We start from the raw sequence: 507 nt of genomic DNA on the forward strand, positions 1-507 counted from the left end.
GGGCGCCCTCGGGCGAGGCGCGGTGCGGTCACGCTCCGGCCGGGGCCGACTCGCTCTCCGACGGGCTCGGTGAGGCCACCGGTGCCGTCACGGTCAGCTCCACGGTGAGCGTGGCGCCGCCCGTGGTGGTCAGGCGGAGCAGGAACGTGCCGGTGGCGTCGTCCGCGTACAGCTGAGGGAGTGTCAGCAGGCCGTCGGCGCCGGTCTTCAGGCCCGTGAGGGTGCGCACGGCCTTGCCGTCGGCGTCCTTGAAGTAGGGACCCTTGTCGTTGACCGCCGGGTCGTCCGCCGACGTGACGAGCGTCGCGGTGGCGGCGACACCGTCCGCGACAGCGCCCCGGTACGTCGCCTTCACCTGCAGCGGCTCGGTGAACGCGCCGCCCGCGACACAGGTCAGCTCGGTTCCGGTGGTGCGGACGAGGGTGTCGGCGGCCCGCGCGGTGACCGTCGCGGCGTAGTCGGCGCCGGGAACGGAGCGGCCCACGACGGTGGCGCGCACGGTGAACG

The 507-nt window shown here is 74.8% G+C and carries 1 pseudogene; it reads right to left on the minus strand.

The annotated features are described in order from the left end of the window. Positions 1–28: 28 nt before the first annotated feature. Positions 29–507: pseudogene (locus CCN42_RS40405) on the minus strand (lytic transglycosylase); the annotation flags it as partial.

Origin of the sequence: Streptomyces glaucescens (genome assembly GCF_002154375.1) — a bacterium.
In the GTDB taxonomy this organism is placed as follows: Bacteria; Actinomycetota; Actinomycetes; order Streptomycetales; family Streptomycetaceae; genus Streptomyces; species Streptomyces glaucescens.